This window comes from bacterium, from assembly GCA_030655055.1.
In the GTDB taxonomy this organism is placed as follows: Bacteria; Edwardsbacteria; AC1; order AC1; family EtOH8; genus UBA5202.
Window position 1 is genome coordinate 1 of sequence record JAURWH010000136.1, and the last position, 7,319, is coordinate 7,319.

Genomic DNA, 7,319 nt, shown 5'->3' on the forward strand with positions numbered 1-7,319 from the left:
ATAAGGTTACGGCCCGAGAACAAAATTGACGCCGGGAATTTGCCCCGGCGTCAATTAAAATAATATTATTTTCCGTTTATTGCCGCTTGTTGCAGATCTGTTAAAGAATGAATTCTTAAATGTTTTTTAGCGAACGATCCGCACGATCTGCGGGGATCCTTCGGCTGAGCCTGTCGCGAAGCCGGCGGTCGGGTATAGTTCCCCGGGAATTACTTAACCAACACTAATTTCTTGGTGCTGCTGAAATCTCCGGACTGGAGGCGGTAGAAATATACCCCCTGGACCTGTTGCGATGAATTCCAGTTCAGGCTGTGGGTCCCGGCCGGCTGCCAGCCCAGGTCGAACTTCTGCACGGTCTGGCCCAGCATGTTGTATATCTCCATGGTGGTCTGGCCGCCCCTGGGCAGCTGGTAACTGATGGTGATCTGGCCCTTGGCCGGGTTGGGATATGAGTTGCCCAGCACGAAAGCCTCCGGTATCAGGCCGGCCTGGGGCTGGCCCTCCACTCCGGTGGGAACGGCTACGAACATGCTGCAGGCCATGGCGGCCGAGCCGGCCGGGATGGCCCGGATGGCGGTCATGGTGTGGGCCCCGCCGGTGGTGGAAGTGGTGCCGTTGAGGTAGGTGACCGGATAGGCTGTCCCGTTGCTGTCAAAAGCCGTCTGGGTGCTGCTCATCCAGATGTCGGCGGCGTCACCGTTATTGGTGCCGTTCCAGAGTTCAGAGGAGTAACCTGCCGAAGTCATGTCGGTCTCCTCCAGTGCCACGCCGTAAGGGCGCGCCGCTCCGGTGCTGGTGTATTTATTGTTGACAGAATTGGTGGAATAATAGGTGGTGGAGGTATAGGTGCTGTCTATGTGATAGACGGCCAGGCCGCCCGGAGAAGTTGACAGCAGCAGGGAATCCCAGCGGACGCTGCTGACCGGACCGGCTCCCAGTTCGTAGCGGTTCTCAATCAGCCAGAATTGTTTGGTGGTGTCAGAACCGAGCCTGGCCAGCTTGTAGCTGCTTCCAGATGCCGTGGCCATGATGCCGTTGACCGTATAAAGATTATCATTGGTGACCAGGGTGGGGCTGGCCCAGCCCAGGAAGCGCCGGGCCCAGACATCCAGGGCAGTCGGCCGGGCGTTGGTGTTGCCGTTGCCGCCCCAGGACCCGCCGGCCATCAAAGACCAGTTTCCCAGACCGTAACCGGAACCGTAGCCGTAGTAATCCGTATCATATAGATCCGGCAGCCCTATGGCATGCCCGAACTCGTGACAGTAGACCCCGCAGCCGATCATCTCGGTGGTGGTGTTGTTGCCGTCGGCGTAGTTGGTCCGTTCCGGGTTGATGATGTAGTCGTCAATGCGGACCGGGTTGCCGGTGAAGGGACTGATATCGTTGGTAGTGTAATAGGTGGCCCCTCCGCCAAAACCTGACAGATAAAAACTGTGGGACCAGATGTTGGCGGCGCCCTCTTCGGCCCCCTTGCCGGCATGGGTCACCCACAATACGTCCACATAACCGTCATGGTCCCGGTCATAGCTGGAATCGGCAAAACTCACGAACGAATCGGCATGCACCAGTACCTTTCGGATGAATTCGTAGGTATTGGCGGTAGTGCCGCCACTCATTCCGTAATTAGTGCCGTTGGTATAATAAGCCACCGTATTATTGCTGTTCCGCCAGTTGTCAACCTGACCCGAACAGCTCATGGCATTGTAGGACATGTCGCGGTAGTAGTTGTTGACCGATTTATTGTTGGTCCCGGTGTTGAACAACATGCCCTGGAACTCGGCCTGGGTGTTGGTGGCCGCCAGGTCGGTGAAATAGCCCATCACCACCGGGTACTTGCGGCTGCCGGAGACCTTGGCAGCTTTGGATTTGAGGCTCAGTTCCCTTTCCAGTCCGCGCTGGGGGCTGTCCATTCCCTGCAGACGCATAACCTTCAGGGCTTCGGGTTCCTGAATGCCCTGAAACGGGGGCATGGCGAAAGAGACCGCGGCCACAGCCAGCAGGCACAGCGCCACAATGATGTTCTTCAGTTTCATTCTATCTGGTCCTCCAAAATTTATGATTTCGGATAAAATTACAACACTTCATTATAATAACAGAAAACCCCAAAGTCAAGTGTTTTTGGGAAAAATCGGGAACTGCTCACGTCACTTCTCTCTCCTTCTTCTTCCGGCCCTCCCAGCCCCGGTCGGCGGGATGGTAGAACTTTTTGTTCTTGATCTCATCCGGCAGGTGCTGCTGGTCCACCTTGGCATCCGGCTCGTCATGGGCGTAGCGGTAACCGGCTCCATAGCCCACCTCCTTCATCAGCTTGGTGACCGCGTTGCGTATCACCAGCGGCACCGGCAGGGCTCCGCTGCTTTCTATCTCCCGCTGAACCGCGCCGTAGGCCTTGTAGACCGAGTTGCTTTTGGGAGCCAAAGCCAGGTACAGGCAGGCCTGGGCCAAAGCCAGCTCGCCCTCGGGGGAGCCCAGGAAGTGATAGGTGTCCTTGGCCTGGTTGGCTATCAGCAGGGCATTGGGGTCGGCCAGGCCCACATCCTCGGCGGCGAAGCGGATCATCCGGCGGGCCACGTACAGCGGGTCCTCGCCCGAGGCCAGCATCCGGGCCAGCCAGTACAGGGAGCCGTCGGGGTCGGAATCGCGCAGGGACTTGTGGAGGGCCGAGATCAGGTTGTAGTGCTCCTCCCCGGCCTTGTCGTAGAGCAGTGATTTCTTTTGCATGGCCTCCTCGGCCAGGTGCAGGGTCAGGGACAGGGTCCCAGAATCATCAGGCTTGGCCATGGAGACAGCGATCTCCAAGGCATTGAGCGCGGTGCGGGCGTCGCCCTGGCAGGCCTGGGAAATGAAATCCAGAGCATCGGACTCAGCGGTCACTTGAAGGGGTTTGAGGCCGAGTTCGCTGTTGATCGCTCTCTGCAATATCGAAAGTATGTGGGCAGCCTCCAGCCCCTTCAGGATCAGCACTTTGGAACGGGACAGCAAAGCCGAGATCACCTCGAACGAGGGGTTCTCGGTGGTGGCCCCGATCAGCACCACCGTGCCCTTTTCCACGTGGGGCAAAAAGGCGTCCTGCTGGGCCTTGTTGAAGCGGTGGATCTCGTCCACGAAGAGGATGGTGCGCGCGCCGCGGACCGCCCGCTTCTGCTCGGCCTCCTTGATGACCTCCTTGATCTCCTTGATGCCCGAGGTCACCGCCGAGAACTCCACGAAGTTGGCCTGAACGGTGTTGGCCAGCACCCGGGCCAAAGTGGTCTTGCCCGAGCCCGGCGGCCCCCAGAAGATAAGCGAGGGGATCTGCCCGGATTCTATGAGGTTCCTAAGCACCTTGCCCGGCCCGATCAGGTGCTCCTGGCCCACCACCTCGTCCAGGGTGCGGGGCCGCATCCGGTCGGCCAGGGGGACGTTGGCCTGGGGAACGTCAGCCTGGGGGAATATGTCGGTTTGTTTTTTGTTCATAAAACCAGTATTTATCTTGGAACCCCACCCTTCCCTCCCCTCGAGGGGAGGGATAAAGGGAGAGGTTACCCTTTCACTGCTGCGATCACCGCATTCTGCTGGGCCTCGGTCATCTCGGGATAGATAGGCAGGGACAGCACTTCTTTAGCGGCCAACTCGGCTTCCGGCAGACATCCTTGCTTAAGGCCCAGGAACTCAAAGGCCGGCTGCAGGTGCAGCGCGATGGGATAGTGAATGGCGTAAGGGATGCCCTGCTTGGTAAGGCGCTCCTCCAATGCTCCCCGGTCCTTGGCCCTGATGGTGTACTGGTGATAGATGTGAACGTTGTGGTCCAGGGCAACCGGCGGTGTGATGCCGGCGATACCGGTGAAAGCGGACGTATAAAGGGCGGCCAGCTCCCGGCGCCTCTGGTTCCATTTGTCCAGGTGTTTCAGTTTGACCGAAAGCACCGCGGCCTGCAGGGCGTCCAGCCGGGAGTTCATCCCCAGCTTGGCGTGATGGTACTTCTTGTCCTGGCCGTGCTGGCGCAGCATTTTCACTTCATTATACAGCGCCTCGTCATCGGTCAGCACCAGGCCGCCGTCGCCGTAGGCGCCAAGGTTCTTGGTGGGGTAAAAACTGAAGGCCGCCAGGTGGCCCAGGGACCCGGTCTGCCTGCCGTGGTAAGATGCCCCCAGGCTCTGGGCGCAGTCCTCGATGATCTTCAGGTTGTGCTTTTGGGCCAGGGCCTTGATCTGGTCCATCTCCGCCGCCTGGCCGTACAGGTGGACAGGGATGATGGCCTTGGTGCGCGGGGTGATGGCGGCCTCGATCTTTTTGGGGTCGATGTTCAACGTGTCCGTGCGGATGTCGGCGAACACCGGTTTGGCGTCAAGCCAGCAGACCACCTCGGCGGTGGCGATAAAGGTGAAGGGCGTGGTGATGACCTCGTCCCCGGCCTTGACCCCGGCGGCTTTTAGCGAAAGGTACAGGGCGTCGGTGCCGGAGTTCACCCCGATGCCGTATTTGGCGCCCGCGAATTTAGCCACCGACTGCTCGAAATCGGCCACGGTCTTGCCCAGCACAAAGCCGCCGGTAGAGACCACGGCGGCCATGGCGGCGTCTATCTCGGGCTTGATGCTTTGGTACTGGGCGGGCAGGTCCAGGAATTCAACTTTAGTCATTTTGTGTTGTGTATATTGATTGTTTTGTTGTTTAGGGAATGCTATTAAACATTTCTAAATATGCAATTTTTGCCGTAGCAAAACTGATCCAAATATGAATGAAACGACCAGCGTGTGTGTGCACATATCCAGTATTATAAGATGTGTCAGATAATTTATCCGATTTCTTTTAAAAAACTATTCCAACTTCCAAATCTTTTAAAGTATGTTGATAAAGCGTATTTACTATGTTTTCTTATGTCGCTACAGGACAACGTGCTTTTATTTAGAATATTTTTTATTCTTAAGTATTCTTCTTTTAAATCTTTTTTAGAAATATCCGTTTTTAGATTTTCTTTATCCCCAATATATTTTAAAAATTTGTTCCAACTGCCAAAGCGTCTTTCGTAAACTGATGCGCAATAATTACCAAAATCATTCATATCTTTTTGGGTCAAGGACTCTTTGTTAAGTTGTTTCTTCAATCCCAAATATGCTCTTATTAAATCTGCTTCGGGGATATTGCGTTTCTGATATTTCTCACCCTGCTCTTTTAAAAAGTTGCTCCACGACCCCCAAATTCTCCTATAAGAATTAGGCGCAATATTTCCATTCTCACTCATCTCAAAAGTAGTTGGAACATGTCCCAAAAGTAATTTAACTCTAGAAAATTCATTTACAAAATCATCTTTACTTATTTTATGCTTTTTATTTAAGCTTTCATTAATGCCTTCTAAAAACTTATTCCAAGTGCCATATTTTCTTTCGTAAGCGCTGATTGAATATTCTCCCAAAATATTCATATCTTTTGTTGTTGGGGTTTTCCCAATTTGTTCTTTTACGTCTTTAAAGTTATTTTCAAATTCTTTTATCGTAATGGACTTGTTTTGAATAATAGGTTCATTGATTGCTTTAAGGAAAAAATTCCAGGTTCCCCATCTTTTCCTATAAACAGACGAAGAAAATTTGCATTTGCTGTCAATATCCGAAATTGTCGGTTGTTTGCCAAGTTTTTCTTTCAAGGAATAATATTCTTGAACAAGTTTTTCAGAAGGTATTTTGAATTTTTTAAGTTTCTTTTCTTGGAGAAACTCTAAAAACATTTTTGGAGAAGAAAAATCTTTTTTTAACCATTTTTCAAGATCGTCTCTGTCAACCAGTTTACAATTACAGCTTTTTGCTAACTCAATAGCTGCTTCTGTGAAAATATTATTTGAAACGACCATACACAAATCAGCCCCATAATATTTCATGCCAGTGTAAACTTCTTGAACGCTTTTTAAATTAACTGGCCTATTATATCTTTTTGTCTGAATAACATATTTTTCTGTATTCAAATTTCCTGTTACATCAACACCGAAGTCGCCCGATGCTTTTGTTGTTTTTAAATTTGAAAATCCGATATTTTCTAAAAATTCTTTTACGAATATTTCAAATTCGACACCAGTCAATTTATCTATAATGTTAATTTCGCTCATATTTCTAAAAAATGTTTAAAACATTCGGACATTTCATATCACTACTGGTTTTGCAATATTGTTTGCAAAGCCATCACCAGTAGCAAGATTTACGCTACCTGTGTATAGTATTTCAGTAGCTGTGAGCGGCATTTCACTACCGGTGAAGAGCATTTCAGTAGCTGTGAGCAATATTTCACTACCTGTGAGCAGCACTTCGGCACCTGTGAATAGCATTTCCACGCCTGCGGCGGACTTCGCAGCACCTGTGGGCAGCATTTCAGCACCTGTGAGCAACATTTCGGTGAACGCAAGATGCTAAATGCCTATTTTGCAACAACTTCCGACACAACTTCCAAAAACAGTCAACATGATATGTCCCAAAAATCTGTGTAAATCCGTGTCCAATTATGGTTTTTAGCTGCTCAGTTCCTCTCCAGCGAACATATCTGCCCGGCCAGTTTCAGGTCCGGCAGGATATTGACCACAAAATCAAAAAGCAGCCGGCGGATGACCATGGGATCCGACTCCTCCATCACCCTGGCCGCCACCTTGCGGCATTCGTCCACGCTTAAATTCATGATCATCCGCTTTATCTCCGGCACCGAAGCCGGGTTCATGCTGAACTCATCCAGGCCCAGGCCTAAAAGCAGCGGCATAGCCAGCGGATCGGCGCACATCTCGCCGCACATCCCCACCCAGATCCCGGCCCGGTGGCCCTGTTCGGAGACCTCCCGGATCAGCCGCAGCACCGCCGGGTTGAAGGGATCGTACAGCCCGGCCACCCTCTGGTTGCTGCGGTCCACCGCCAGGGTGTACTGGGTCAGGTCGTTGGAACCAATGCTGAAGAAATCCACCTCCCTGGCCAGCTGGCGCGAGGTCAGGGCGGCCGAGGGCGTCTCCACCATTATTCCCAGCTGGCAGCCGGGATCGAACTTGATGCCCTGGCTTTTTAGCTCGGCCTTGACCCCGGCGATGATCTGCTTGGCGCTCAGCACTTCGGACAGGCAGCAGATCATGGGCAGCATTATCTTTACCTGGCCGTGGGCCGAGGCCCTGAGGATGGCCCTCAGCTGTGGCTTGAAGATCTCGGGCCGGTCCAGGCAGAACCTGATGGCCCGCCAGCCCATGAAGGGGTTGGCCTCGCTTAGGGGCCCGGTCTTGTTGTCCAGCTTGTCGCCGCCCAGGTCAAAGGTCCGGAAGATCACCGGATCGGGGCTGAGCTTTTCCGCCACCCGGCGGTAGACCTGGTACTGCTCCTCCT

The 7,319-nt window shown here is 52.9% G+C and carries 6 protein-coding genes; all 6 read right to left on the bottom strand.

Annotated elements, in window-relative coordinates; genetic code table 11:
* Window positions 1-209 precede the first annotated feature (209 nt).
* The gene (locus tag Q7U71_06345; protein MDO9391376.1) at window positions 210-2,033 is read right to left on the bottom strand and encodes a M6 family metalloprotease domain-containing protein; all 1,824 of its coding nucleotides are present in this window, start codon (window positions 2,031-2,033) and stop codon (window positions 210-212) included.
* Window positions 2,034-2,139: 106 nt separating this feature from the next.
* The gene (locus Q7U71_06350; GenBank protein MDO9391377.1) at window positions 2,140-3,456 is read right to left on the bottom strand and encodes a replication-associated recombination protein A; all 1,317 of its coding nucleotides are present in this window, start codon (window positions 3,454-3,456) and stop codon (window positions 2,140-2,142) included.
* Between the two features lie 65 nt (window positions 3,457-3,521).
* Window positions 3,522-4,619, bottom strand: coding sequence for a DegT/DnrJ/EryC1/StrS family aminotransferase (locus Q7U71_06355; GenBank protein ID MDO9391378.1), 1,098 nt, complete (start codon window positions 4,617-4,619; stop codon window positions 3,522-3,524).
* 155 nt (window positions 4,620-4,774) lie between these two features.
* Window positions 4,775-6,076, bottom strand: a complete 1,302-nt coding sequence (locus tag Q7U71_06360) for a restriction endonuclease (GenBank protein ID MDO9391379.1) — start codon at window positions 6,074-6,076, stop codon at window positions 4,775-4,777.
* Window positions 6,077-6,109: 33 nt separating this feature from the next.
* Window positions 6,110-6,334, bottom strand: a complete 225-nt coding sequence (locus tag Q7U71_06365; GenBank protein MDO9391380.1) for a hypothetical protein — start codon at window positions 6,332-6,334, stop codon at window positions 6,110-6,112.
* A 146-nt stretch (window positions 6,335-6,480) separates the two neighbouring features.
* Window positions 6,481-7,319, bottom strand: an 839-nt coding sequence (locus tag Q7U71_06370; protein ID MDO9391381.1) for a putative PEP-binding protein, incomplete at its 5' end; no start/stop codon positions are given.

Coding starts and splice junctions, on each gene's coding strand:
- Q7U71_06345 (MDO9391376.1), bottom strand. CDS start 2,033: ATGAAACTGAAGAACATCATTGTGGCGCTGTGCCTGCTGGCTGTGGCC.
- Q7U71_06350 (MDO9391377.1), bottom strand. CDS start 3,456: ATGAACAAAAAACAAACCGACATATTCCCCCAGGCTGACGTTCCCCAG.
- Q7U71_06355 (MDO9391378.1), bottom strand. CDS start 4,619: ATGACTAAAGTTGAATTCCTGGACCTGCCCGCCCAGTACCAAAGCATC.
- Q7U71_06360 (MDO9391379.1), bottom strand. CDS start 6,076: ATGAGCGAAATTAACATTATAGATAAATTGACTGGTGTCGAATTTGAA.
- Q7U71_06365 (MDO9391380.1), bottom strand. CDS start 6,334: ATGCTGCCCACAGGTGCTGCGAAGTCCGCCGCAGGCGTGGAAATGCTA.